The sequence below is a fragment of the Flavobacterium sp. genome (genome assembly GCF_027484205.1).
GTDB lineage: Bacteria > Bacteroidota > Bacteroidia > Flavobacteriales > Flavobacteriaceae > Flavobacterium.
On sequence record NZ_JAIXUB010000002.1, the window covers coordinates 1 to 23,942 of the forward strand.

The 23,942-nt window shown below is 30.8% G+C and carries 24 protein-coding genes, 1 tRNA gene and 1 rRNA gene; 8 read left to right on the top strand and 18 right to left on the bottom strand.

Features of this window, described 5'->3' with window-relative positions:
- Window positions 1–392, bottom strand: a 16S ribosomal RNA gene (locus Q0049_RS01450); the annotation flags it as partial.
- 680 nt (window positions 393–1,072) lie between these two features.
- Complete coding sequence (locus Q0049_RS01455; RefSeq protein WP_298115681.1) at window positions 1,073–2,308, bottom strand: FtsX-like permease family protein; 1,236 nt, start codon at window positions 2,306–2,308, stop codon at window positions 1,073–1,075.
- A 57-nt stretch (window positions 2,309–2,365) separates the two neighbouring features.
- Between Q0049_RS01455 and Q0049_RS01460 the strand changes: the two genes are divergently transcribed.
- Window positions 2,366–3,658, top strand: a complete 1,293-nt coding sequence (locus Q0049_RS01460; protein ID WP_298115684.1) for a DUF1343 domain-containing protein — start codon at window positions 2,366–2,368, stop codon at window positions 3,656–3,658.
- A 24-nt stretch (window positions 3,659–3,682) separates the two neighbouring features.
- Here Q0049_RS01460 and Q0049_RS01465 read toward each other — a convergent pair whose 3' ends face one another.
- Window positions 3,683–4,180 carry a YkgJ family cysteine cluster protein gene (locus Q0049_RS01465; protein ID WP_298115687.1) on the bottom strand — a complete coding sequence of 166 codons (498 nt, stop codon included), beginning with the start codon at window positions 4,178–4,180 and terminating at the stop codon, window positions 3,683–3,685.
- Between the two features lie 62 nt (window positions 4,181–4,242).
- Here Q0049_RS01465 and Q0049_RS01470 point away from each other — a divergent pair, with 62 nt between their 5' ends.
- A complete protein-coding gene (locus Q0049_RS01470) occupies window positions 4,243–4,947 on the top strand; it encodes a bifunctional 2-polyprenyl-6-hydroxyphenol methylase/3-demethylubiquinol 3-O-methyltransferase UbiG (protein ID WP_298115690.1) in 705 nt (234 codons plus the stop codon).
- Between the two features lie 219 nt (window positions 4,948–5,166).
- On the opposite strand, the gene Q0049_RS01475 is transcribed toward Q0049_RS01470, so the two are convergent.
- From Q0049_RS01475 to der, 6 genes are all read right to left on the bottom strand, one after another.
- Window positions 5,167–6,324 (bottom strand): aminotransferase class V-fold PLP-dependent enzyme, encoded by a 1,158-nt coding sequence (locus tag Q0049_RS01475; protein ID WP_298115693.1) that lies wholly within the window; start codon window positions 6,322–6,324, stop codon window positions 5,167–5,169.
- Window positions 6,325–6,383: 59 nt separating this feature from the next.
- Entirely contained in the window at window positions 6,384–6,791 is a 408-nt protein-coding gene (locus tag Q0049_RS01480) for an energy transducer TonB (protein WP_298115695.1), read from the bottom strand.
- Window positions 6,792–6,793: 2 nt separating this feature from the next.
- Window positions 6,794–7,204, bottom strand: a complete 411-nt coding sequence (locus Q0049_RS01485; protein WP_298115698.1) for a DUF2059 domain-containing protein — start codon at window positions 7,202–7,204, stop codon at window positions 6,794–6,796.
- A 69-nt stretch (window positions 7,205–7,273) separates the two neighbouring features.
- Entirely contained in the window at window positions 7,274–8,047 is a 774-nt protein-coding gene (locus tag Q0049_RS01490; RefSeq protein WP_298115701.1) for an energy transducer TonB, read from the bottom strand.
- Between the two features lie 3 nt (window positions 8,048–8,050).
- Window positions 8,051–8,683 carry a 7-carboxy-7-deazaguanine synthase QueE gene (locus tag Q0049_RS01495; RefSeq protein WP_298115703.1) on the bottom strand — a complete coding sequence of 211 codons (633 nt, stop codon included), beginning with the start codon at window positions 8,681–8,683 and terminating at the stop codon, window positions 8,051–8,053.
- 48 nt (window positions 8,684–8,731) lie between these two features.
- On the bottom strand, window positions 8,732–10,042 hold the full coding sequence (gene der, locus Q0049_RS01500) for a ribosome biogenesis GTPase Der (protein WP_298115706.1): 1,311 nt from the start codon (window positions 10,040–10,042) through the stop codon (window positions 8,732–8,734).
- 115 nt (window positions 10,043–10,157) lie between these two features.
- Between der and Q0049_RS01505 the strand changes: the two genes are divergently transcribed.
- Complete coding sequence (locus tag Q0049_RS01505) at window positions 10,158–10,661, top strand: hypothetical protein (RefSeq protein ID WP_298115709.1); 504 nt, start codon at window positions 10,158–10,160, stop codon at window positions 10,659–10,661.
- A 3-nt stretch (window positions 10,662–10,664) separates the two neighbouring features.
- On the opposite strand, the gene Q0049_RS01510 is transcribed toward Q0049_RS01505, so the two are convergent.
- Both Q0049_RS01510 and era read right to left on the bottom strand, forming a co-directional pair.
- Complete coding sequence (locus Q0049_RS01510) at window positions 10,665–11,219, bottom strand: hypothetical protein (RefSeq protein ID WP_298115711.1); 555 nt, start codon at window positions 11,217–11,219, stop codon at window positions 10,665–10,667.
- A 15-nt stretch (window positions 11,220–11,234) separates the two neighbouring features.
- A complete protein-coding gene (era, locus tag Q0049_RS01515; RefSeq protein ID WP_298115713.1) occupies window positions 11,235–12,119 on the bottom strand; it encodes a GTPase Era in 885 nt (294 codons plus the stop codon).
- A 119-nt stretch (window positions 12,120–12,238) separates the two neighbouring features.
- Between era and Q0049_RS01520 the strand changes: the two genes are divergently transcribed.
- Window positions 12,239–12,311 (top strand) — tRNA-Met (locus Q0049_RS01520).
- Window positions 12,312–12,367: 56 nt separating this feature from the next.
- A complete protein-coding gene (locus Q0049_RS01525; RefSeq protein WP_298115716.1) occupies window positions 12,368–12,814 on the top strand; it encodes a KTSC domain-containing protein in 447 nt (148 codons plus the stop codon).
- 67 nt (window positions 12,815–12,881) lie between these two features.
- Here the strand turns inward: Q0049_RS01525 and Q0049_RS01530 are convergent, their stop codons facing one another.
- Complete coding sequence (locus Q0049_RS01530; protein ID WP_298115718.1) at window positions 12,882–14,051, bottom strand: acyl-CoA dehydrogenase family protein; 1,170 nt, start codon at window positions 14,049–14,051, stop codon at window positions 12,882–12,884.
- 25 nt (window positions 14,052–14,076) lie between these two features.
- Window positions 14,077–14,967 (bottom strand): helix-hairpin-helix domain-containing protein, encoded by an 891-nt coding sequence (locus Q0049_RS01535; protein WP_298115721.1) that lies wholly within the window; start codon window positions 14,965–14,967, stop codon window positions 14,077–14,079.
- A gap of 147 nt (window positions 14,968–15,114) precedes the next feature.
- On the opposite strand from Q0049_RS01535, the gene Q0049_RS01540 reads away from it, so the two are divergent.
- Window positions 15,115–16,563 (top strand): APC family permease, encoded by a 1,449-nt coding sequence (locus Q0049_RS01540; protein WP_298115725.1) that lies wholly within the window; start codon window positions 15,115–15,117, stop codon window positions 16,561–16,563.
- Between the two features lie 78 nt (window positions 16,564–16,641).
- Window positions 16,642–18,117 carry an amino acid permease gene (locus Q0049_RS01545; protein ID WP_298115728.1) on the top strand — a complete coding sequence of 492 codons (1,476 nt, stop codon included), beginning with the start codon at window positions 16,642–16,644 and terminating at the stop codon, window positions 18,115–18,117.
- A gap of 55 nt (window positions 18,118–18,172) precedes the next feature.
- On the opposite strand, the gene Q0049_RS01550 is transcribed toward Q0049_RS01545, so the two are convergent.
- Together Q0049_RS01550 and Q0049_RS01555 are read right to left on the bottom strand one after the other, a co-directional pair.
- Complete coding sequence (locus Q0049_RS01550; RefSeq protein WP_298115731.1) at window positions 18,173–18,394, bottom strand: PspC domain-containing protein; 222 nt, start codon at window positions 18,392–18,394, stop codon at window positions 18,173–18,175.
- Window positions 18,395–18,507: 113 nt separating this feature from the next.
- Entirely contained in the window at window positions 18,508–19,776 is a 1,269-nt protein-coding gene (locus tag Q0049_RS01555; protein WP_298115734.1) for a DUF2851 family protein, read from the bottom strand.
- A gap of 223 nt (window positions 19,777–19,999) precedes the next feature.
- Here Q0049_RS01555 and Q0049_RS01560 point away from each other — a divergent pair, with 223 nt between their 5' ends.
- Window positions 20,000–21,649: a PNGase F N-terminal domain-containing protein gene (locus tag Q0049_RS01560; protein ID WP_298115735.1), complete on the top strand. Its 1,650-nt coding sequence runs from the start codon at window positions 20,000–20,002 to the stop codon at window positions 21,647–21,649.
- Window positions 21,650–21,694: 45 nt separating this feature from the next.
- Here Q0049_RS01560 and Q0049_RS01565 read toward each other — a convergent pair whose 3' ends face one another.
- The 3 genes from Q0049_RS01565 to Q0049_RS01575 are packed head-to-tail and all read right to left on the bottom strand — an operon-like array spanning window position 21,695 to window position 23,813.
- Window positions 21,695–21,868 (bottom strand): hypothetical protein, encoded by a 174-nt coding sequence (locus tag Q0049_RS01565; RefSeq protein ID WP_298115738.1) that lies wholly within the window; start codon window positions 21,866–21,868, stop codon window positions 21,695–21,697.
- 11 nt (window positions 21,869–21,879) lie between these two features.
- Window positions 21,880–22,449 carry a zeta toxin family protein gene (locus Q0049_RS01570; protein WP_298115739.1) on the bottom strand — a complete coding sequence of 190 codons (570 nt, stop codon included), beginning with the start codon at window positions 22,447–22,449 and terminating at the stop codon, window positions 21,880–21,882.
- Between the two features lie 2 nt (window positions 22,450–22,451).
- The gene (locus Q0049_RS01575) at window positions 22,452–23,813 is read right to left on the bottom strand and encodes a pyridoxal-phosphate dependent enzyme (RefSeq protein ID WP_298115742.1); all 1,362 of its coding nucleotides are present in this window, start codon (window positions 23,811–23,813) and stop codon (window positions 22,452–22,454) included.
- Window positions 23,814–23,942 lie beyond the last annotated feature (129 nt).

A 23,942-nucleotide genomic window follows, 5' to 3' on the forward strand; every position in this document is an offset into this window, starting at 1 on the left:
CATGGCTGGATCAGGCTTGCGCCCATTGTCCAATATTCCTCACTGCTGCCTCCCGTAGGAGTCTGGTCCGTGTCTCAGTACCAGTGTGGGGGATCTCCCTCTCAGGACCCCTACCCATCATCGTCTTGGTAAGCCGTTACCTTACCAACTAACTAATGGGACGCATGCTCATCTTTTACCGTTGGAACTTTAATATGTCTAACATGCGAAAAACATATATTATGGGGCATTAATCCAAATTTCTCTGGGCTATTCCCCTGTAAAAGGTAGATTGCATACGCGTTACGCACCCGTGCGCCGGTCTCATTACCCGAAAGTAACTACCCCTCGACTTGCATGTGTTAGGCCTGCCGCTAGCGTTCATCCTGAGCCAGGATCAAACTCTTCATCGTATATTTTAATATTGTCGATAATTCAATAATATCTAATATCAATTAGCCTTACTTTCTTTTTTATTTGTTTCTAACATCTCTGTTAAAAACGGCTGTCAATTCAATATGTCTATGAACGTGTCATTCTTTTTATTTTCGCCTTTCTTTTGTTTACCTCTCAATACTTTTATTAGTAAGCGGTGATTAGCAACTCTCAGTTAGCGGGTGCAAAAGTACATTTTTTTTCTTAACTCACAAGTAAATCGAAAAAAAAATATTTTTTTATTTTTTTTACTCATTCTTTCAAAAAACTTCCTCGTTTTGCGGAGGGCAAAGATAAAACCTTTATCTATTCCTTGCAAATCTTTTTTAAAGTTTTTTTTTCAGTATTTATTATAGAACGTCTGCCGTATTGCGGGTGCAAAAGTACTACTTATTTCCACTCTCGCAAATCTTTTTAAACCCTTTTTTAAAAGTATTTTTTAATTACCTGAAAACAAGATTGTTGTTCAAGAATTTTTTTTTGATTTTTTTTCTTAAAAGTGAAATTACCTCTGAAAATCGAACCTCCTCTCAAATCAATCTACCAAATAGCCCCGATTGTAGTGGAAATAAAAATAGTTTTTTCTTTAAAAACTACTTTTATTGCAACAAAAGCGGGAAAACAGAATACCGAAATGCACAAAACAATCGCTCATAAATCAATCGAAACGAATTGTTTTTGAAGGAGATATTTTAGAAATAATATATGATGGTATAATTAAAACTAACAAACACATAACTATTACAATAAAATTCAGTACTAATATAAAAAATAAGTTAATATCAACTGGGGCAGTATTCACATAATAACTTTCTGGATTAAGTTTAACTATTTTAAAATATTTTTGAATTAACAATAACCCTAAACCAATTATATTACCATAAAATAATCCCTTTAATATTAAGTAAGAAGCTTGATAAAGAAATATTTTTCTTATTGAAACATTATTTGCTCCTATTGACTTTAATATTCCTATCATTTGTGTTTTCTCTAAAATAAGAACTAACAATGCTACAACCATATTTATTATCGAAACTAAAATCATTATCCCGATAACTAATAAAATATTAAAATCAAACAACTTTAGCCATTCAAATATGTAATAAAATTTTTCTACTATTGTTTGAGAATTTAATGTAGAAGGCACTTCTTCATATACTTCTTTACCCTTTTCTTCTATTTTATCAAAATCATCTACAAATATTTCAAATGACCCAACTTGATTGCTGTTCCATCTATTTATTTTTTGAAGATGACGAATATCTCCTATTATATATGCTGCATCAAACTCTGGGAAACCTGAATTATATATACCCACTATTTTAAAACGACGACTTTTAGGCAATCCATTTCCTCCTTCTTTAATAAAAAAGGTGTTAAAACTATCATTTAATTTAATATTAAGTCTTTTTGCAAGATATTCTGAAATTAGTATTTCATTAGTAAGCTCTTTGTTTAAATTTGGAATTCTTCCCGAAATCAAATACTCACTAATATTATCCCATTTATAATCTTTCCCAACACCTTTATAAAGAATTGGTTCAAAAGCAGACTCAGTTCTAATTATTCCTGCTTTGCTGGCAACTGCTTGAACATGTTGAATACCTTCAATATTTTTAAAATTTGGATAAAATTTTTGATTTAAAGAAATAGGATTTGTACTAACGTCCGATTGATTATCTGTAAAAGACGATATAATTATATGACCATTGAAAGCAGAAACTTTTTGGCGTATTTTTTGCTGCAATCCAATTCCAGTTGCAACTGAAATAATCATCATTATGATACCCATTGCAATTGCAACAACTGCTATTTTTATTATTGGTGCAGAAATACTACTTTTATACTCTTTAGTTGAGATAAGTCGTTTTGCAATGAAATATTCTAAATTCAAAATAAAAGTGTTTGTTGCAAATATAATTAAAGTAGCAAAGTTTAAAAGATAAAGTTTATGAAATATATTATCAATACAACATTATTAGGGTTATTTTTTTTATTCATTTCTTCATCTTGTGGCATTAAGAATAAAACTTTTACACCAACTCCTTCAAAAACTAATGACATTATCTCTAGTAATGAAGCAATCATTGATCCTATAAAAACTGGTGCTGATAATTTTGAAACATATTTACATCTATTAAAAGATAAAAAAGTTGGAATTATAACGAATCAATCCGGAATAGTTAATTATCAGGTTCCAGAGATTATTTATGTACAAGACCCCAGTCAAAAACCAATTGCCCAAATTAAAAATAAATCGATATCTATTGTAGATTATTTAATTGGGCGAGAAGTCAATCTCCAAAAAATATTCGCTCCAGAACACGGATTTCGTGGCACAGCAGATGCAGGAGAACATGTAGTTGATGGCAAAGACACTAAAACTGATTTGCCAATAATTTCATTATACGGAAATAACAAAAAACCAAAACCTGAACAATTAGTTGGAATTGATATTATGGTTTTCGATTTGCAAGATGTAGGTGCACGTTTCTACACCTATATATCTTCCTTACACTATATAATGGAAGCTTGTGCTGAAAACAATATTGATTTAATTGTTTTAGATCGACCAAATCCAAATGGAAACATTGTTGACGGACCAATTCTAGAAAAAGAATTTACCAGTTTTGTTGGAATGCATCCAATTCCTTTGCTTCATGGAATGACTATTGGTGAATATGCAAAAATGATTAATGGTGAGAAATGGCTGAAAAACGGAATCCAATGCAACTTAACTGTTATTCCGTGTTTAAATTACAAACGAGAAATGACTTATAGTTTACCCGTAAAACCTTCACCAAATTTACCAAATGACCAATCCATAAACTTGTATGCTAGTTTGTGCTTGTTTGAAGGAACCAATGTTAGTGTTGGCCGTGGAACAGAAATGCAATTTCAAATTTATGGTTCGCCTTTTTTACCAAAAAATGATTTCAGCTTCACTCCTATTCCTAATTTTGGCGCAAAAGAACCCGTTTATAAAAACCAATTGTGCTTTGGAGAAAATTTAACTTCTATTCCAAAAGTAAATCAATTGGAACTAAAATGGCTGATTAAAGCGTACAATTCAACATCAGATAAATCTTCATTCTTTAATGATTTCTTCACCAAATTAGCCGGAACCAAAAAACTACAACAGCAAATAACAGATGGCGTTTCTGAAACAGAAATCAGAAAATCTTGGGAGAAAGGGTTGCTTAATTTTAAAGAAACTAGAAAGAAGTATTTGATTTATAATTAGAAAAAGAATATAGAAAACAGATTTCTAAAGTACTATTTTCTCCTTCATTCTTTCCACAATATTATATGCAGCAGGACAAATTTCAACATTCTTTAAAGTCAAATTAGATATCTGTTGAAACTTTTTTCTATCTGTATGTGGAAATTCTCGACAAGCTTTTGGTCGCACATCGTAGATAAAACATTTATTATCTGCCTCTAAAAAAGTACACGGAACGCTTTGCAAAACGTAATCATTGTCTTCATCAATTCGCAAATATTGTTCAATAAATTGCTGTGGTTTTTGTTTAAAATGCTTTGAAATTCGCTCAATATCAGCAGAAGTAAAAAGTGGTCCAGTCGTTTTACAGCAATTGGCACAGTCTAAACAATCAGTACGTTTAAATTCCGCATCATGTAAATCTTGCATTACATAATCCAAATTTTTGGGTGCTTTCTTTTTCAGCTTATCGAAATACTTTTTGTTTTCGTTATGCTTATCTTTGGCAAGTTTTCCGAGTTCGTTTAATTGTGGCTTTAGCATTTAATATGATTTCTGATGCAAATTTAAACAACTTGAAACGTTAAACCTGAAACTTTACAAAAATGTTAGATTTATTCGGAAAAGCCATTCTCGATTTTCAAACCAACAATTCTCCTGAAGATATTATCACAGAAACCAATATTTCGGAAGCCGATGAAATGGATGTTGCTTATCTTTTTCGTTCCTATAATGAAATGCCCAAATTAGAAAAAAAAGCACTTCAACTTTCTAAAGGCAAAATCCTTGACGTTGGTTGTGGCGCTGGAAGTCATAGTTTGTATCTCCAAAATGATAAAAATTTGAATGTAACTTCCATTGATATTTCAGAAAATGCAATTCAAGCCTGTCAACTTCGTGGTTTGAAAAATGCTAAAGTTCAAAATATTTTAGATTTGGAAAACGAGAAATTCGATACCATTCTATTATTAATGAACGGAACAGGAATTTTCGGAACATTGGCAGAAACTTCCAACTATTTGCAAAAATTAAAAAGCTTACTGACACCAAACGGTCAAATTCTAATCGATTCTTCCGATATTATTTATATGTTTGATGAAGACGACGATGGTTCTAAATGGATTCCTGCTGATGGTTATTACGGCGAACTCACTTTTACTATTTCTTATAAAAACCAAACCGAAAAACCATTTCCATGGTTATACTTGGATTATAACACACTTCAAAATGCCGCTTTTGCCAATGGCTTGCAATGCGAATTAATCGAAGAAGGAAAACATTTTGATTATTTGGCAAAGTTGTCGCACTAAGCCTGTTGAAGTTGTTACACTGACCGCAGTCGAAGTTGTCGCACTAAAACTGTCGAAGTTGTCACACTGAGCGAAGTTGAAGTTGTCACACTGAGCTTGTCGAAGTTGTCACACTGAGCTTGTCGAAGTGAGAAGCTATTTCCAGCTATACGTTGCAATCTTTAATTTTTTAAAGAAAAAAATTAAAGGATTTCCACTGCTATCTGGGCTAAGCCATCACTAAACTTCAATCAAATCGGTAGTTTTTATAATATCGGTAATCGCTTGGTATAAAACCTCTAAATCTTCCTGAGAATTATATACATTTATGGAATATCTCATGTAAATATTTCCATTCAAAGGCATAATCGGAATTTGAATTTTATATTTCGAATACAACAACTCTTTCAATTCCATTGGCTTTTCAGTTCTAACAGGAATACTAGCCATTTGACCAAGAAATTCTTCTGAAATTGGACAAATAGGTTGTGTTCCTAACAAATCACAAAAACGTTGATAATTCTCTAAAACTATTTTTCGACAGGCTTTAGATTTTTCTCTCCAGTTATTTTCTTCCAAAAACTCAATCACTTTTGGTGTACACAAATAAGCCGAATGATCGTTTGTACCTTGATATTCGTGATAATCTAGAAATTGACTTTCGCTTGGAGCCAAACTTTCATAACCCCAACTTACCACTAAAGGGTCAATATCGGCTTGGAATTCTTTTTTTACATATAAAAACGAACTTCCTTTGGGTGCCAACATCCATTTATGCAAAGTTCCTGTATAAAAATCGGGATTTAATTCTGAAATGTTTAAATCAATATGACCAGGAACATGAGCGCCATCAACAATAGTTATCAATCCGAGTTGTTGTGCTTTATCGCAAATTTCTTTCACAGGAAAAATCAAAGCTGTCGAACTCGAAATCTGATTCAAGAAAATCACTTTCGTATTTTCATTATATCCTTTCCAAAATTCATCTATGATTTGCTCTTTTGAAACAATAGGTAATGAAATTTCTTGACGGATATATTTTACTCCTGACTTTTTACAATAGAAATTCCAAGTTCTGTCCATTGCTCCATATTCATGATTAGTTGTTAGAATTTCATCTCCTTTTTGAAGATTCAAACTTCTCATGATGGTATTTACTGCAAAAGTTGGATTCGGTGTAAAAAAGAAATCTTCAACATTACATCCTATAAATTTTGCTAAAGGTTTCTTGGCTTCTTTCAAATATACTGGCAATTTCTTTTGAATAAATTGAACTGGTTCTTGTTCTAATTCCAATTGTAATCGTTGAAATTCATCAAAAACTGGCTTCGGACAAGCACCAAACGAACCATGATTTAAAAAAGTAATAGTATTATCTAAAAGAAATTCCGATTTCATAAATTATATTTTTTGTAAAAATAAAAAATCCCAACCTTATTTTGATTGGGATTTGAATTCTATTTTGGTGGTTGAATTGTAATTGGTAACATATAACTACATCTTACCTTCTTACCATTCTGTTCTGCGGGTTGCCATGTTTTAGCATTCTTCAAAACTCTAATTGTTTCCTCTGCTGTTCCAAAACCTGCATCTCTTAAAACTTTTATATCTGTCAAAGTTCCGTCTTTTTCAACAACAAAACTAACAAGTATCTTTCCTCCTTTAAAGTTTTTATGTTCAGGAGTAACAAAATGATTTGCAACATGCTTATAAAAAGCTTCAATTCCACCAGGATATTCTGGCTTAACTTCAATTCCAGAGGAATTATATACTAAATTATCATCACTTGTTGCTTCTACAACTTGCTCTTGAGCATATGAAAATTGGAAGAAAATTATTGAAAATAAGAAAAATAGTTTTCTCATATTTATTCTTGCATGTATTTTGCCATTAATGCCTGAACATCAGCAGTTACATCTTGCATTGCAGCCTGTGACTTTTCAGTTACAGCAGCTGATTTTTCATTGATTTTTTTTCCAATTGGGCTTTCATAAAATGCAATCATCGCTTTTACGTCCTCTTTTGTATATTCTTCCATATATACTTTTGCCGTTGCATCATTGATTTTAGCAATAATTCCGTCAAATTCAACTAAGAAAGAAGCTTGCTTGTCTTCAGGAATCATACCTAAAACTTGTTTCTTTGCAGCATCAATTTGTCCAGCTGAACCATTTAAAGTCAATACTTTCAATACATCTTTTTTGAAAGCTGCATCTTCTTGTGCGAATCCGAATTGAGCAACTGCTACAAATACGAAAGTTAAAATAAGTTTTTTCATTTTCTGTTTCTGGTTTTAAAATTTTTATAAATATATAATTTTCAATTATTATGCCAAAATTAATTTGAACTATTTTGGGAAAACAATAGTTATTGGTAAAGTGAATGCGCATCGAACTGGCTTACCTTTTTGCATTGCTGGCTTCCATTTAGGTGATAGTTTCAATACTCTAATAGCTTCAGCTCCAGTTCCAAAACCAATATCTTTTACAACTTTAATATCTTCTAAATCACCTTCTTTATTTACAATAAAAGAAACCATAATTTTACCATCAACACCTTCAACATCAGGTGTATTAAAGTTTTTTCCAACAAATTTATAGAACTCATTAATTCCTCCAGGATATTCTGGTCGTTGTTCTAATTCAAAAGCTTTAACTACCTCATCGTCATTTTGTGCTTCTTCAACTAGATTTCCATCTTTAGTTGGTTCTTCTGTAGATTTTTGCACTTCTGTAATTTTAACTTTGCTTTCAAAAACAAGTGGAAATTTCACCTCAACACTAATTGGTTTTCCACCACGTTTCGATGGTTCCCATTTTGGCGCTTTCTTTAAAACTCTAATTATTTCTGTAGCCGATTCAACATCCACAAATTCAATGACTCTTATGTTTTTAATTTCACCTAACTCATTTATTGAAAAAGAAGTTACCATTTTTCCTGCTTTAGTAACTTTAGAAAAATTAAATTCTTTATTAATAAATTCATAGAATTTATCCATTCCTCCACCTTGAAATTTTGCTTCTACAGCATCACCTCCAAGATAAACCTCATCCTCACCACCAACTTGTGAAAACCCAATTACAAAATAAAATAAGGATATTATTGTTAGAATTTTTTTCATAATCTAAGGAATATTCAAATATTTATGGGTTTGCAACGAAACTCTCCATTTTGGGTTGTTCATAACATAATCTACAATCATAGGTGTCATTTCTTCTTTTTTACTCCATTCAGGTTGAAGAAATAGAATGGCATTTTTATTTACTTTTTCAGCTTGTTCTTCTGCAAAAATGAAATCATGTTTATTGTAAATAATCACTTTTAATTCATTAGCAATTTCATAAGCAGCATCAACAGGAAGTTTATTTTTTTTTGGCGAAAGGCAAAACCAATCCCAAGTTCCAGTTACTGGATAACATCCTGATGTTTCAATATGTACTTTAATATCTTGATTTTTTAGCTTTTGAGTAAGCAAAGTCATGTCCCAAGTTAAAGGTTCACCACCTGTAATTACAACGGTATCAGCATATTTTTTAGCATTTGAAACGATATGGTCTGTTGCTGTTGGTGGATGCAATTCGGCATTCCAACTTTCTTTCACATCACACCAATGACATCCAACGTCACAACCACCAATTCTTATGAAATAAGCAGCAGTTCCTGTATGAAATCCTTCGCCTTGAATTGTGTAAAATTCCTCCATAAGCGGAAGCATTTCTCCTTTATCAACAGCTATTTGTATATCTTTTTGCAACATTTTATTTAAAACATCTAACAAATTATATCAATTTGTATAGTATAAAATTTATTTTTCTCTAATGTAAATATCAATTGGAACTCCTGAAAAATCCCAGTTTTCACGAATTTTGTTTTCAAGAAAACGTTTGTACGGATCTTTAACATACTGCGGCAAATTAGCAAAAAACACAAATTGAGGTGTTGGCGTAGGCAATTGCATACAGTATTTAATTTTAACATATTTCCCTTTCAAAGCTGGTGGAGGATAAGCTTCTATTAGCTTAAGCATAAAATCATTAAACTTTGAAGTTGAAATTCTTTGACTTCTGTTTTCATAAACTTTCACCGTTTCTTCTAACGCTTTTAATAAACGTTGCTTAGTTAATGCAGAAACGAAAAGAATAGGAACATCAGTAAATGGTTGCAATTCTTCACGAATCTTAGCTTCATAATCTCTGGCAGACATGGTGTCTTTTTCAACTAAATCCCATTTATTTACTAGAATAACTACACCTTTTCTATTTTTTTCTGCCAACCAAAATATACTTTGATCTTGACCTTCAAATCCACGTGTTGCATCAATAATTAAAATACACACATCAGAATGCTCAATGGCTCTAACAGAACGCATTACAGAATAAAATTCTAAATCTTCTTTTACTTTAGCTTTTCTTCTAATTCCTGCTGTATCAACAAGATTAAACTGAAATCCAAAACGGTCAAATTTTGTATCAATTGCATCACGAGTAGTTCCTGCAATATCAGTTACAATATATCTATCTTCGCCAATAAGTGCGTTTATGAAACTAGATTTTCCAGCATTTGGACGACCTACAACACAAAAACGTGGCAATTCTAACTCTTCTTTTGTAGGTTCAGGTTTTTCAGGAAATGCTTCAATCAAAGCGTCTAATAAATCACCTGTTCCACTTCCAGAAATACTTGCAAAAGTAAAATATTCACCTAATCCTAAGTTGTAGAATTCCACTGCATCTTTTTCACGCATGGCATTATCCACTTTATTAACTGCTAATAAAACTGGCTTGGTAACTTTACGAAGTAATTTAGCAACTGCATCATCCATTGGAGTGATTCCTTCTTCAACATCTACAACAAAGATAATTACGTCAGCTTCATCAATTGCTAACTCTACTTGTTTACGAATTTCGCCTTCAAAAACATCATCACTTCCGCGAACATATCCACCAGTATCAATTACTGAAAATTCCTTTCCATTCCATTCGCTTTTTCCATAGTTTCTATCACGAGTCACACCCGAAACAGAATCTACAATAGCTTCTCTTCTTTTTATCAACCTATTGAAAAGCGTTGATTTTCCTACATTTGGTCTTCCGACGATGGCTACAATGTTATTCATAATGATTTTAAAATAATGTGCAAAGGTACTACTAATTTTATTTTTTCTTACCTTAGTAATGTGGTAATACTAAAAAAACTACATTTAACTGAATTTGAATATTATAATTTAAGTAATGGAACTGGATAATACTATCGTGCTTCGTCCACGGTTTCATATGGATGTGGCTTTACCAATGAATGAAATTCTTGAACATGCAACTAAAATAAAAGAAGAAGTTAAAGAAGATTTTCGTGTAAAAATATCAGACCATCATATTTTTTTATTCATCACATTAGCTAAACGAAAGTATTACTCGCCACACTTACATCTTGAATTAGAAGAAAAAGAAGATGAAACCACTCATGTAAAAGGGCTTTTTGGACCTGATCAAACGGTTTGGACATTCTTTATGTTTCTTCATTTCATCATTGCAGGAGTTTTTCTTGTCTTCTTGATGATGGCTTATTCGCATTGGAGTTTAAAACAATCTGCAACCATAGATTTTGTTATTATGGGATTGATGATTGTATTTTGGTTTGCCCTATATTTTCAAGCTAGAATTAATAGAAAAAAATGCCAACCACAAATGCATAAACTTAAAGAATTAACTCATAAAATATTGAGACATAAAATCTAAAAACTATCCTTCAAAATCGCCACAATCGTGCTCCTTTAATTTATTTAATGTTTTACTTTGAGTAAAATACATAGCAATTCTTTTGTTCTCTAAAGTAAGTCTTTTTCCATTGATGGTTAGTTCGTAAATTGGTGCTTCATCAATCTTAGTTAAAAGAAATTCTTGCTCTTTTGTTTTAATTTTTAAGATTTTATTGTCATTAGAATAAGACAAAACTTCAAATCTTTGAACATCTTCTTCATTACAAACATTTACTAAATCAAAATGCTTTTTGTTGATTTCAATTTTAGCCAAATCGCAAGCGTAACAATTTCCTGAAAATTCAATACCATATTTTTCATAAACGTCTTGACTGGTTGAATCAATAATAGCTAAAGGAACTAACTCTGAAAAATCAGCTAAATCATTTTGACTACTACTATTATCTTCTAGAGCAACATTGTTATTTTCAATGCTATCTATTTTTGTTGATGCAGTTTTAGATTCCGACTGATTTTTATTACAACTTACAAAGGTGATTGACAGCAAGAATACGTAAATAAAAAGATACTTCTTCATTTCTATGAATTGATATTATTTTTGATTGTATCCAAATCTTCTTAGTTGGAACTGATTACTTCTCCAATCTTTATTAACTTTAACGAACATTTCAATGTGAATTTGCTTGCCAAAGAATTTTTCTAAATCTTGACGTGCTTGCATTCCAACACGTTTTAACGCTTCACCTTTATGACCAATGATAATTCCTTTTTGAGTGTCACGTTCTACCATAATTACAGAACGAATTCTGATAATTTTTTCATCTTCAAGAAACTCCTCTGTTTCAATTTCTACAGCATATGGAATTTCTTTATCATAATTTAAAAGAATTTTTTCACGAATAGTTTCGTTTACAAAAAAGCGCTCTGGCTTATCCGTCAAAGCATCTTTTGGATAATATGCAGGTGATTCTGGAAGCAATTCTAAAATTCGAGCAAAAACCTCTTTCACATTGAAATTTTCAAGTGCCGAAATTGGGTAAATCTCAGCATTTGGAACTTTCTCTTTCCATAAATCGATTTGTTCATCTAATTGTTCTTGATTTGATTTATCAATTTTATTAAGAAGCAATAAAACTGGAATCTTGGCATGAATGATTTTCTTGAAAAAATCTTCATCTTTTAATTCTTTTTCACCAATTTCAACCATGTAAATCAATACATCAGCATCTTCAAAGGCAGATTTTACAAAATCCATCATTGATTTTTGCATTTCATAAGCTGGTTTAATAATTCCTGGCGTATCAGAAAGTATCACTTGAAAGTCATCACCATTCACAATTCCAAGAATCCTATGGCGTGTTGTTTGTGCTTTTGATGTAATAATAGATAATCTTTCTCCAACAAAAGCATTCATTAGTGTTGATTTTCCTACGTTTGGATTTCCGATAATGTTTACAAAACCTGCTTTATGCGACATTTTTAATGATTTAATTTGGCGCAAAGGTAGTCATATCAAGTGAATAGTAGAAATAAAAGATTTTTTTAATTTTTTTGTTGCGAGTGTCGATATTCGTTGTATATTTGCACTCGAAACATCGCGGGATAGAGCAGTAGGCAGCTCGTCGGGCTCATAACCCGAAGGTCACAGGTTCGAGTCCTGTTCCCGCTACTAAGAGAAGCCATTCTGAAAAGAGTGGCTTTTATTTTTTTAGCAAAAATTTATTTATGAAAAGAGTTGTTGAGTACAGAAAGTTACTTGAAGTTGACAAAAATGTAACTTTAAAAGAATTAAAAACCATTTACAGAAACAGTATGAAGGATTCTCATCCTGATAAATTTGTAAATGACGAAGAAGGAAGAATTGCCGCAGAAGAAAGAAGCAAAAACATCATTAATGCATATCATTTTTTGGTAAGTATTTCAAATGAAACGGTTGAAAAAAATCTTCCTGAATATCAAGAAACTATTAATAATCATAATATTCTTGATTATTATTTAGAGAAGCAAACACTTTTTGTAACTCATGTAAATGGTGTTTCCTATGAATATATTGGTGTTCCAAAAAATATTTACATCAAAATGGTCAATGCAGAATCACCTAATCGTTTTGCAAAAAGACACATTTATGGAAATTTCATTTATAGAAAAGCTGGCGAAGGAACTGAAGATTAATTTTTGAAATTATTATATAAAAAAAACCATTCGTGATGAATGGTTTTTTTTATGCTTATAAATTTTATTATTTCACAGCAGGCTTATAATTCTGCTTATCGATTATCATTTTTGATAAAATCTCTCTCAAAATTTCAGAAGTTCCGCCACCAATTGGTCCTAATCGGCTATCTCTTAATAAACGTGCTAATGGATATTCTTCCATATATCCATAACCTCCAAGCATTTGTAAACAACTATAAATTGCTTCATCTGCTACTTTTGTAGATTTTAATTTAGCCATAGTAGCTTCTTTCACTACATACTCACCTTTATTTAAACGAGCAACAGCAGCATAATTAAATATCTTGCAATGTTCCACTTCTGTAGCGTGATCAACTAATGTGTGACGTAATGCTTGAAATTTATCGATTGTAGTCCCAAAAGCTTCACGTTTTGACATATAATCAATGGTGTAATCTATTGCGTATTCTGCTCTTGCATGTGCATTAATTGCCATAATTAATCGCTCTAAAGCAAAATGTTGCATGATGTAAGGAAAACCTTTTCCTTCTTCGCCCATTAAATTTTCTTCGGGAATTTCAACATCATCAAAAGCAATTTCAGCTGTATCTGAAGCTCTCCAACCTAATTTATCTAATTTAGTAGCTGAGATTCCTTTTAAATTTGTATCCAAAAGAAAAATACTAATTCCTTTGTTTCCAAGTTCAGGACTTGTTTTTGCAGCTACAACATAATAATCAGCATAAACACCATTGGTAATAAATGTTTTTGAACCGTTGATTATATATTTATTTCCTTTTTTAACAGCAGTAGTTCGCATTCCTGCAACATCACTTCCACCAAAAGGTTCTGTAATACACAAAGCTCCTATTTTATCGCCAGAAATACTTGTCGCTAAATATTCTTGTTTAATTTTTTCACTTCCTTCGGCATTCAAATGTGTCATTGCTAAGTATGCGTGTGCCCACATTGCGGCAGCAAATCCGGATGATTTTATTTTTTGCAGTTCTTCTAAAAAGACAACCGTATAAAACAAATCTAAATTTAACCCACCATAAACTTCTGGATAAGCAATTCCGAAGAAACCCATTTCACCAAATTTCTTCCAAATAAAACGTTCAATTGTACCTGTTTTTTCCCATTTTTCGATGTGAGGCACTACTTCTTTTTGTAAAAAATCTTGTAAACTTTTTCTAAATAATTCGTGTTCTTCTGTAAAATATATTGAACTCATATATGACTATTTTTGGATTCTTTTTTTAGAATTCCAAATATAATGCTATTATTTTGATTTTATCAACAGGAAAATCCTTTATTTTTGTTAAATCCTCAATTTTTAAATCACCATTCATACTTCTGTACGTTACAATGTTTTTAGAAATAGGAAATCTAAAATAAGGAAACTGACCTAATTCTTTGATTGAAGCATCGTTAATTTTTATTTTCTTTGGGTTTAGTGCATTTATTACTTTAAAACTTTCATTTAATTTTTCAATAACTTCAGGCGATAATCCCCAAACATCATTCATTTGTTCCATAGAAACAAAACAGCCATAAATTTCTTTTTGTTTTAAAATTCTATCTGAAATAGCATCACCAATTCCATAAACTTTCATTAAATCTTCTTTTGTGGCTGCATTTATATCAAGAACAATAATTTTCTTTTCCTTCTTTTCATAATTTGATTTAGAATAATCAACCCAACCATTCTGTGATTTAGAATTTTTATTTTTCACCCAATCAGGAAATTTAAAATAGGGAGAAATTGCTTTTAATAAAGAATCTGAAATTCCTGTCACTTGCTGAAACTCTTCAGGTGAATTTGCAAATTTACCTAGTTTTCTATAAGCTAATAATCGATTAATTTCCTCTGTTTTCATTCCAAGTTTGTACCCTTTGAAATCAGTTATGAAATTTGGATTAAAAGGATACATCTTATATGATTCCTTAGGTCTATTTTCTTTTAAAGAATCAATCTTAGATTGCATCGCTATCCAATTTTGTTTTTCAGGCGAATCTTTAAAATCTGATTTTAAGTTGATGAAACTATATGCAATTTGGGTGCAAATAATAATTACGAACAAAACCAATATCCCTTTTCGTTGGTCTTTGGTAAATAAAAAAAATGATTTCAATTGTTTAGAATCCATATGTGATTATTAATCTTGAATTTCAAATATAGAGAAGATTTTTATAAATATCATAAAAATATTACAAAATTACAATTGTCTAAGAGTTTAAATCAATTCTGTAAAATAAATTTCTTTTTCTATCTTTAGCCAAATAAAATTTATCAAATGGATTCAAATACAAAAGAGTTAAAAAAAGAATTGAATTTAGTAAACGCGACAAGTATTGTTGCAGGCTCAATGATAGGTTCGGGAATATTTATTGTAACCGCAGCCATGTCAAAAGATTTAGGATCATCTGGATGGTTACTTTTTACTTGGTTTTTAACAGGTTTACTAACTATTGCAGCTGCATTAAGTTATGGTGAGTTAGCTGGAATGATGCCAAATGCAGGTGGACAATATGTTTATATTCAAAGAGCGTATGGTAAATTAGTTTCATTTTTATATGGCTGGACCGTTTTTACAGTAATTCAAACCGGTGTAATTGCTGCTGTTGCAGTTGCTTTTGCAAATTATACTTCGGTTTTTATTCCAAAACTTGAAACAGAACTCTTTTCAATTGGAAACTTTACAACGATAACATTAAAACAAGTAATGGCTATTGTTAGTGTGGTTTTGCTAACTTATATCAATACCAAAGGAATTCAAAATGGTAAAAAACTGCAACTTCTTTTTACTGTAGCAAAACTTTTTGCACTTTTTGCACTAATTATTTTTGGTTTGTATGTTGGTCTTCAAACTGATATATTAAGTCAAAATTTTGAAAATCCATGGAATGCTTTTAAAACTATTTCAAATAATGATGGTACTTCTACGACTATTGGAATTACAGGTTTAGCATTAGCTGGAGCAGTTGGTACAACTATAATAAATTCTTTATTTTCTAGTGACGCATGGAATAATGTTACCTTCATTGCTGCTGAAATTAAAGACCCAAAAAAGAATATTCCAAGAAGCTTATTTTTAGGAACATTAATCGTAACAATAATTTATTTATTGGCAAATCTTGCCTATTTATCATTATTACCGATGAGTGGAAATCCTAATGGAACAACTGTTTTAGAAAGAGGAATTATGTTTGCTAGCGAAGATCGAGTTGGTGCTGCTGCTGCTAATATGATTTTTGGAAATGTTGGCGTTTTCATCATGGCAGGATTGATTATGATTTCAACTTTTGGTTGCAATAGTGGATTGATACTTTCTGGTGGAAGACTTTTTTATGCTATGTCAAAAGATGGTTTATTCTTTAAACAAGCTGGAGAATTAAACAATAATAATGTACCTGAAAAAGCATTATGGTTTCAATGTGTTTGGGCTTCAATTCTATGTTTATCAGGAAAATATGGAGATTTACTTACCTATGCAACTTTTGCTTCTTTACTTTTTTATATGTTAACCATTTATGGCATTTTCATATTAAGAAAAAAAGAACCTAATGCAGAAAGACCTTATAAGGCATTTGGTTATCCATTTGTGCCAATTTTGTACATCTTAATTACGGGAGCAATTTGTGTAACATTATTAATTAATTACACTGTAAATACAGGTTTAGGTTTATTAATTGTTTTATTAGGAATTCCTGTATATTATCTAACTCAAAAAAACAAAAAATAATATTTTCACGCGTTTATACACTTGATTTTATTAAAAAAATATATATTTGATTTTTATTACTAACCAAAAATTTAAACTATGTCTATTTGGAAAAGAAAACCATTGGCTTTATTATTAGCAGAAGCTTCTGATTCTGAAAAAGGATTAAAAAGAACATTAACCGCTTGGTCATTAATTGCCTTAGGAATTGGAGCAATTATTGGTGCTGGATTATTTGTTAGAACTGCAATGGCAGCGTCTCAAAATGCTGGTCCATCGGTAACTATAGCATTTGTTCTTGCTGCTGTAGGTTGTGCATTAGCAGGATTATGTTATGCAGAACTTTCATCTTCTATTCCAATCTCAGGTAGCGCTTATACCTATACCTATGCAACAATGGGTGAATTTTTAGCATGGATTATTGGATGGGATTTAATACTTGAATATGCTGTTGGAGCAGCAACAGTTGGAATTGCTTGGAGTGAATATCTCAACAATTTATTGGTCAACGTTCTACATATGAGCCCAATACCTTATGAATTATCGCATTCGCCGTTTCAAACATCACCTGATGGAGTTAGTGGAATTATAAATTTACCCGCTTTATTTATTGTAGGAATTATTAGTTTACTTTTAATAAAAGGTATTCAAGAATCTGCTTTTGTTAATGGTATTATTGTAATTGTAAAAGTTGCAATTGTTGTATTGATTATTATAATTGGTTGGCATTTTATCAATCCAGATAATCACACACCATATATTCCAGAAAGTTCAGTATACACTGATCCACACGGAATTTCTCACAATTTTGGAGGATTTTGGGGAATAGTTGGAGCTGCTGGAACAGTTTTCTTTGCATTTATTGGTTTTGATGCAGTTAGTACTGCTGCTCAAGAAACAAAAAATCCAAAAAGAAATATGCCTATTGGTATTTTAGGATCATTAGCAATTTGTACACTATTATACATTCTTTTTGCTCACGTTTTAACAGGTGTTGCAACAGTTGATGATTTTAGAGGTGAAGGTGGCGAAGCTTCTGTAGCTTTTGCTATTCAAAAATATATGATTGGATATAAATGGTTAGCTGACTTTGTTACTGTTGCAATTCTTGCAGGATTTTCTTCAGTAATATTAGTGATGTTACTTGGTCAATCAAGAGTTTTTTATGCTATGGGAAAAGATGGTTTATTACCAAAAGCATTCAGTGATTTACATTCAAAATATCAAACACCTTACAAAGCAAATTTAATCATTTTAGTAATTGTTGGTCTATTTGCTGCCTTCGTTCCTGGAGATATTGTTGGTGATATGACAAGTATTGGAACTTTATTTGCTTTCGTTTTAGTTTGTATTTCTGTAATTGTATTGAGAAAGAAAGAACCAGATATGAAAAGAGAATTTAAAACTCCATTGGTTCCATTAGTTCCTATTTTAGGAGTACTTGCTTGTGGATTAATGATGGTTGGTTTAGGATGGACAAACTGGTTAAGACTGTTTGCTTGGATGGCACTTGGTGTTATTCTTTATTTCGCTTATGGTAAGAAAAATAGTAAACTAAACAATCCTGAGAAATAAAATTTTGCTTTATACAAAAAAGGATTTAACTAGAAGTTAAATCCTTTTTTTATGTCTATAAATCAAAAACTGAACTTCGTTTTGCTCTTACTAAATCTTTCAGTTTTATCCAAAAAGCTAAGGTTAGATAAAATCCAAAACCTAATCCTACTGTAACAAAGGAAATGTAAATAAAAAACAAGCGCACATTTGTAGCACGCATACCAAGCTTATCAGCTAAGCGAGAAGAGACATGAAATCCGTGTTTCTCAAAAAAATAGCGAATGTTGTTTATCATTTTTAGTACCTATAATATTTTGAGTCTGAATATTTATAAAAATATCTTGGACAAGCTCATACAGCCAATCCTTTTCAAATTAACCTCTTGCAATAAACTACAAATTTATACTTTTATTTCTTTAAAAGTTGAATTCCAATAGCACATTCTAAACACTTTTTATTATTGCAATATTCGTTTTTGAGTTGCAATAAGGCTTGCGATTGAAATGCGCTTTTAGATTTTATTCCAAAAGAATTGAATTTATCAATAATAGTGTTCTTTTCAGATGAAATTTCAGAGAGTAATTCAATTAATTGCTCTGAAATATCTTTACCTTGACTTCGTGCATAAGCAAACTTTATTGGAATTATAGTGTTGATTATTAATAAATCTATAAATGATTTAGACAAAACTTTTTCTTTTTTTGGACTTAATTTATCAAAATTATAATGTGTTTTCCAATAATCGCTTACAGAAATTGCAAACAAAGAATACAATTCTTTCAATGATTTTGCTTCTATAATTTTCGAAAATAAATTTCTATTCAAATGATAAATCATTGCTAATTGTGATAATCTAATAGTTGGGAAATTATCTGGTCGATGTTTAAAAAACTGAATTGGAGCTAAAATTGGTGGTTGCAATTTATATTTTAAAGCAATATAATCATACCACGATTTTAATTCTTTTGCATAATTATCTTCAATAACTATCGGAATTAAATTGGCTTGACCAAAAAGTAATGCCTCAAGATATAAAACTTCGAGAGCTTCTTTTCTAATAATTGAAAACGTAATTGACTTTGCTACTTTCAAAAACGATTCACCATTGGTATTCAACCCGAAATTTTTAGCAAGCATACAAAACAAAACTGATTCCCAATCGTTTTCAGTTTCCAAGAGTAATTGATTTATGGGTTGTGACTTTCGCTCTAAACGTTCAAAAAACAAACGCTCTTGCCAATTAGAAATCGTAAAATCGTCAACATCTTTAATTTGATTTTCGCAAAAAATCCAAGATTTCGGTGAAATTAAAGATTGATATTTATATAATTCTTCTCTAGAAACATAATTTTTAATTTCAAGAACAGGAATTTCAGAATTATCTTTTCTAAAAATTGGTGCATCATGTTCCCAAACAACATGAAGAATTACGTTGTTGTAATTATCATCTTTTTCATGATGATGCACATACCAATCAGATGACTTGATATGAATTTCAATGTTTCCTGCCCATTTTTGTTCGTTTAAAACAATTTGAGCATTAAAAAAATCTGGACCGGATTGTTGAATGTATTGCCCGAAGTTAAGAATGTGTAAAACTTCGCCTTGTGTGGTTTTTAAATTAGAAATATCTAATTTTTTATACAACCAAATGTAGTGTAGAAAATCTTCTTTCATAAAAATGTTATCTATATGGCTTTGAAACGACCAAAGTAATTTTTTGATCTGAATTACACAAATATTCTAAAATTAAATTTTCAAAACTTATATTTGTATTACAAACAACTAATAGAAGTATTTTTTTAATTACGTAGTGCTACTATGCAATGAAAAAATATAAAATCTAAAACAAAAACCCTAATTTTTCGCTTCAATCAAAAAAAGCTAAAATGACTTCATTATGAAAAATTTCTTCATCCTACTCTTTTCGGTATTTTCCATTACAAGTTTTGGTCAGAAAAATTATAAAATTACTTATTTAAAAAGTTCTAATGGAACACTAATTGAAAATCAAGATGCAATTTTAGTGTATTCAAATGAGAAAAAATCGTTAATTACTTCAGAAAAAATTATAGCAAACAAATCGGAATTTCCTTTTGAACAAACAATTATTGATGGTCTAAGTTATTATCAATTGGCTAATTTGAGTAATTCAAAAGCAATTTCAACAAAAGATTCGGTTTCAATTGGGAAACAAAATTTCGAATTTTTATCGGATACTAAAAAAATATTAGGATATAATTGTAAAAAAGCAAAGACCATTATTAATTCAAATACCATTGAGCTTTGGTACACTAATGATTTAAAAATTAAAGGCGCGCCAACAGTTTTAGGTCAAGATTTAGGATTGGTTTTAGAAATGAATAGAAATGGAAATTTTATTATTGCAGCAACAAAAATTGAAAAAGTTAAAACCATTCCATCAATATCATTGGATTCAAACAAAACGTTAGATTTACTTTCCTACAGAGATTTGCTATGGAAAAGTAGATTTACAACTGTTTCTGTTTTTAAAGATGAGATTATTAATTTTTCAAATGAATCAAAATCGAACGATAGCATTTTGAGATTTGCTAATGGCACAATTATTTTGAAGAAAGTAAAAATTCCATCAATAGCAAAAGGAAGTCAAGTATTTATTGATGTTTGTGAGCAATCTAATGGTGATGCTTATGATAGAACGGGTTCCGTTTTTATGATTCCAATGGATAAAAAGCAATCCTTTATTGATGGATTAAAAAATGGGGCAAAAACACTTCCAGTTTATAACAACGGAAATGGCAAGGACTATCAAGGAATTATTTCAACAGAAAACTATTTGCCTTTGCTAGAGTTGATGCGCTTTTTTACACCATTTGGAATAAAACAATACAATCATATTCAATTAAAAGACAAAACTTGGGAAGAAAAAGTAAATTATCGTCAGGACATTTCCGAATTGACCGCTGCACTGAATGACAAAGAAATTTATATTGGAACTTTTATAGGTAATTATGACAAAGGTGGACATAAAGTGAGTGTAAATATCACGATTCATCCTGAAGAAAATGGAAAAGAGAAATCAACTTTTGTGCTTCCTATTTTTAATACTACCAATGTTATGGAAATGGCAGGTCAAGAGTATGGCACTTTATTTAATTCTGAAAAAGGATTGTTTGTCAATTTCACACTAGAAAAAGAATTGAAAAATGCAAAATTGAGGTATATTTCAACAGGTCATGGCGGTTGGGAAAACGGAGATGAATTTGTACCAAAGAAAAATACAATTTTATTAGACGAAAAAGAAGTATTTCATTTTACACCTTGGCGAGAAGATTGTGGTTCGTACAGATTATACAATCCTGCATCGGGAAATTTCTCTAATGGATTATCTTCATCAGATTATAGTCGCTCTAATTGGTGTCCCGGAATGGTTACAAACCCAGTATATATTGAATTAGGTGATTTAAAGGAAGGACAACATTCGATTCAAGTGATTATTCCACAAGGTAATCCTGAAGGAACAAGTTTTAGTTCTTGGAATGTTTCTGGAGTTTTGATTGGTGAATAGCTTTTAGATAAAAATTTTCACTAATTTAAATTCATTATTTATGAATTAGATTTTATCCAATTCAGATGCTTTTACAGTAATTACTTTACCATCACGCATTATAACTACAGATTGGTCTTTTTCAATTTTTGATTTTATCATTCTTTGAAAAGATAATTTTAACCCTTTTGCGACTTTTTCGTGAAAATCATCAATTTTAGATACTACTTTCTTACTCATATTATCTTCGTTTATTCAGTAACTATTGAATCCCATTTTTTTATATCAAAAATTTCTATTTCTTGATTTATAGAACCTTTAGCGATAATTTTTGGTTGTTCTTCATTGTCTAACAACATCCAACTGTCACACAAAGGTAAATAAATTTTGATTAGATTTTCAATTCCTCTTTTATATCTTCTTGAAATTATGTTATTTGGAATATTATGTCCACCTTCTGAAACTCTAATTGCAACTCTATTTATTGCCATTTCAATACTTGGTAACCAAAAGAAAAGCAGTTTAATAGTAAACCCTAATTGTTTGGCTTTTATTAATCTGTGTTTGTATGTTTTTGTTGATAAAGTGGTTTCAAAAGCAAAACTTTCATCAGAATTCATTAAAACATCAATTCTTTCAAGCATAATTCTACCTGATTCAAAAGCAACTTTTTCAGGCTGGAATGGCGATAATCCTTTCGCTATTTCATCAGCATTTACAAACTCTTTACAGTTTAAAATTTCAGGAAGAATGGTGTAAGAAGCAGTAGTTTTTCCTGCACCATTACATCCTGCAATTATATAAATATTTTTATCTTTCAATTTTATTTTATTGAACCAATGATATCATATTTTGTTATGATATGATGTTTTCCGTTTCCTAAATCGACTAAAACTGCTTGATTGTCTTTAGTGAAAAGTTTTGAAACTTCTTCAATTGGCGTTCCAAGTTTTACAATTGGGTAAGGTTTGCCCATTACTTCACGAATTGGCTTTTCAGCAATATCTTTATCTACAACATAGCTTTGAAACAAATCAGATTCGTCAACAGAACCAACAAAACCTGTTACATCAACAACTGGAATCTGTGATATTTTATATTTTCGCATTCTTTCAATTGCATGAGAAACTAATTCTTCAGTGCGAACAATAACTAAAGATTTATCGATATGATCTTTAATTACATCTTCCGCTTTTGTAATTTCCTCGTCTAGAAAACCTCTTTCACGCATCCAGTCATCGTTGAACATTTTTCCTACATAACGACTTCCTGAGTCATGAAACAATACTACAACAACATCTTCTGGTTTAAAATGTTCTTTTAACTGATGTAATCCTTTGATACATGAACCAGCAGAATTTCCAACAAAGATTCCTTCTTCAAGTGCAATTTTTCTTGTGTAAACAGCAGCATCTTTATCGGTTACTTTTGTAAAACCATCAATTAATGAAAAGTCAACATTTTTAGGAAGAATATCTTCACCTATTCCTTCAGTGATATAAGAATAGATTTCGTTTTCATCAAAAATTCCTGTTTCATGGTATTTTTTGAAAACTGAACCATAGGTATCAATTCCCCAGATTTTGATGTTAGGATTTTTTTCTTTTAAGTATTTTGCAACACCCGAAATTGTTCCTCCTGTTCCTACTCCAACAACAAAATGTGTTACTTTTCCATTAGTTTGTTCCCAAATTTCTGGACCTGTTTGTTCGTAATGAGCAATAGCATTTGATGGATTATCGTATTGATTTACGTACCAAGAGTTTGGAGTTTCTTCGCCTAATTTTTTAGACACTGAATAGTATGAGCGAGGATCAGTTGGTTCAACATCTGTTGGACAAACTACAACTTTAGCGCCAACTGCACGAAGAATATCCATTTTTTCTTTAGATTGCTTGTCAGTAATTACAAAAATACATTTGTAACCTTTTACAATAGCAGCTAAAGCCAACCCCATTCCTGTGTTGCCAGAAGTTCCTTCAATAATTGTTCCGCCTGGTTTTAATCGGCCATCAGCCTCTGCATCTTCAACCATTTTTAAAGCCATTCTATCTTTAGTAGAATTTCCTGGATTGAAAGTTTCTACTTTTGCTAAAACTAAAGCGTCAATTCCTTGAACCACTTTGTTTAGTTTAACTAAAGGTGTGTTTCCAATAGTTCCTAATATATTTTCTGAATAATTCATATTATTTGTTTGTGAATGCAAAGATATTGATAATTATATGGTTTTACAAGACCTTGATATTAGAGAAAACGGAATGCTAATTAACCCTGATTGAAATGAAAATCCTTTTCTTATTTTGCCTGAGGTTCT

Coding starts and splice junctions, on each gene's coding strand:
- Q0049_RS01460 (WP_298115684.1), top strand. CDS start 2,366: ATGAAATATATTATCAATACAACATTATTAGGGTTATTTTTTTTATTC.
- Q0049_RS01465 (WP_298115687.1), bottom strand. CDS start 4,180: ATGCTAAAGCCACAATTAAACGAACTCGGAAAACTTGCCAAAGATAAG.
- Q0049_RS01470 (WP_298115690.1), top strand. CDS start 4,243: ATGTTAGATTTATTCGGAAAAGCCATTCTCGATTTTCAAACCAACAAT.
- Q0049_RS01475 (WP_298115693.1), bottom strand. CDS start 6,324: ATGAAATCGGAATTTCTTTTAGATAATACTATTACTTTTTTAAATCAT.
- Q0049_RS01480 (WP_298115695.1), bottom strand. CDS start 6,791: ATGAGAAAACTATTTTTCTTATTTTCAATAATTTTCTTCCAATTTTCA.
- Q0049_RS01485 (WP_298115698.1), bottom strand. CDS start 7,204: ATGAAAAAACTTATTTTAACTTTCGTATTTGTAGCAGTTGCTCAATTC.
- Q0049_RS01490 (WP_298115701.1), bottom strand. CDS start 8,047: ATGAAAAAAATTCTAACAATAATATCCTTATTTTATTTTGTAATTGGG.
- Q0049_RS01495 (WP_298115703.1), bottom strand. CDS start 8,683: ATGTTGCAAAAAGATATACAAATAGCTGTTGATAAAGGAGAAATGCTT.
- der (WP_298115706.1), bottom strand. CDS start 10,042: ATGAATAACATTGTAGCCATCGTCGGAAGACCAAATGTAGGAAAATCA.
- Q0049_RS01505 (WP_298115709.1), top strand. CDS start 10,158: ATGGAACTGGATAATACTATCGTGCTTCGTCCACGGTTTCATATGGAT.
- Q0049_RS01510 (WP_298115711.1), bottom strand. CDS start 11,219: ATGAAGAAGTATCTTTTTATTTACGTATTCTTGCTGTCAATCACCTTT.
- era (WP_298115713.1), bottom strand. CDS start 12,119: ATGTCGCATAAAGCAGGTTTTGTAAACATTATCGGAAATCCAAACGTA.
- Q0049_RS01525 (WP_298115716.1), top strand. CDS start 12,368: ATGAAAAGAGTTGTTGAGTACAGAAAGTTACTTGAAGTTGACAAAAAT.
- Q0049_RS01530 (WP_298115718.1), bottom strand. CDS start 14,051: ATGAGTTCAATATATTTTACAGAAGAACACGAATTATTTAGAAAAAGT.
- Q0049_RS01535 (WP_298115721.1), bottom strand. CDS start 14,967: ATGGATTCTAAACAATTGAAATCATTTTTTTTATTTACCAAAGACCAA.
- Q0049_RS01540 (WP_298115725.1), top strand. CDS start 15,115: ATGGATTCAAATACAAAAGAGTTAAAAAAAGAATTGAATTTAGTAAAC.
- Q0049_RS01545 (WP_298115728.1), top strand. CDS start 16,642: ATGTCTATTTGGAAAAGAAAACCATTGGCTTTATTATTAGCAGAAGCT.
- Q0049_RS01550 (WP_298115731.1), bottom strand. CDS start 18,394: ATGATAAACAACATTCGCTATTTTTTTGAGAAACACGGATTTCATGTC.
- Q0049_RS01555 (WP_298115734.1), bottom strand. CDS start 19,776: ATGAAAGAAGATTTTCTACACTACATTTGGTTGTATAAAAAATTAGAT.
- Q0049_RS01560 (WP_298115735.1), top strand. CDS start 20,000: ATGAAAAATTTCTTCATCCTACTCTTTTCGGTATTTTCCATTACAAGT.
- Q0049_RS01565 (WP_298115738.1), bottom strand. CDS start 21,868: ATGAGTAAGAAAGTAGTATCTAAAATTGATGATTTTCACGAAAAAGTC.
- Q0049_RS01575 (WP_298115742.1), bottom strand. CDS start 23,813: ATGAATTATTCAGAAAATATATTAGGAACTATTGGAAACACACCTTTA.